At 63.7% G+C, this 1,389-nt stretch carries 2 protein-coding genes; one reads left to right on the top strand and one right to left on the bottom strand.

Annotated elements, in window-relative coordinates; genetic code table 11:
- Positions 1-349: NAD-dependent epimerase/dehydratase family protein (locus MKL20_RS06960; RefSeq protein ID WP_244036065.1), on the bottom strand; the 349-nt coding region annotated here is incomplete at its 3' end.
- Between the two features lie 741 nt (positions 350-1,090).
- Here MKL20_RS06960 and MKL20_RS06955 point away from each other — a divergent pair.
- On the top strand, positions 1,091-1,389 hold a 299-nt coding region (locus MKL20_RS06955; protein WP_409568123.1), incomplete at its 3' end, for a sugar transferase.

The following is a 1,389-nucleotide window of genomic DNA, read 5'->3' as shown; positions in this document are numbered from 1 at the left end:
AGGAGAAGATCACGTGGCGCACGCCCGCCGGCGTCGCGGCATCGATCAGGGCGCGGGGCTTAACGGTATTGGGCAGGGAGTAGCCGGGCGGATCGGCGACCGAGTCCGGCACGACGATCCGGGGGGCGAGGTGGACGGGCGCGTCGATGCGGTGCTGCAGGATGGTCTGGGTGACCAGCGCCTGGTCGGCGACGTCGCCGACAACGAGCTTGACGCCCTCGGGCACGGCCCAGTCGAAGCCGGTGGAGAGATCGTCCAGCACCACGATCTCGTCGTGGCCGGCATCCAGCAGCGCCAGAACCATGTGGCTGCCGATATACCCCGCCCCACCCGTCACCAGAACCGCCATGTCATCTCTCCAAACTCGCCGGGCCACACCGGTTTGAGTGCTTATACGGAGCCGTTACACGGCTCGATGATCGGCAACGCTCCAAGCCGAGGGAATCGATCCGTCTTCGCCGTCCATCGGTGAATGGATTCCTCCGACCGCCGCTCTGCGCCGAGCACGTGGCTTCGACGGTGAGACAGTAAGCGCCAACGCCGACGCTTCAGCGCCTCACGAAGGCTAGACCTCGCCGACGCCGATCGAGCCGACACCCCGAAGCGACATGCGTAGTTTGCATCGATGCGACTGCTGGGACGCCCCCGCCGGCTCCCGCCCCCCTTGCAAGCTGAGCGTCAGCCGAGGGCGAGGTCTATGACGGCGCGAGGCGGTAAACAGTCGCGTGATTTCTATTTTGCGTGCACCGCACCAAAAGAAAAGGCGCTGTCCAGCCATAGATGGCTATACCGAAACTATACAGCCACATCCCGATATCGCCGCCTCAACAGCGCCGTTCCTTCCCTCCTGCGCGCCAATGCCCATCCTAATCCCCTCAGCTACATTGCATAACCGAATGATAATAACAGACACTAGACTGTGATTCTCCATATAGCCCAGCTTGTAACAGCGTCAATAATTCGTTATAAATAGGTATTAAGAATTTGTTAACTATCTTCTCGTCATCAGCCTTCAGGAAGCGAGCCCATGTTGCGCGAGGCCGGCCCACCCCTCTCCCCCCTCGCTTCTGCGCCGCACCATAGGGTTGAGATGTCCGATGTGGCCGATCAGATTGCGGGTCAGGTGAGCGAGGCGGCCGAGGCGGTCGTGGAGGCGGTGCTGCCGGAGACGCCGTTCGTGGCCCGGGGGCTGCGGCTCGACTGGGCGGCCAAGCGCGGGCTCGACATCGGGGTCGCGGCCACCGCCCTGTTCCTGCTGCTGCCGCTGATGCTGGTGATCGCCGCCCTGGTCTGGGCCGGCGACCGCAAGGCGCCGATCTTCCGCCACACACGGCTCGGCCGCGACGGGCGCAGCTTCGGCTGCCTGAAGTTCCGCTCCATGGTCACGAA

This window comes from Methylobacterium sp. E-066 (genome assembly GCF_022829635.1).
Lineage (GTDB): Bacteria > Pseudomonadota > Alphaproteobacteria > Rhizobiales > Beijerinckiaceae > Methylobacterium.
Note: the sequence above shows the minus strand (reverse complement) of the source record. Positions and strands in the feature narration are given on the sequence as shown.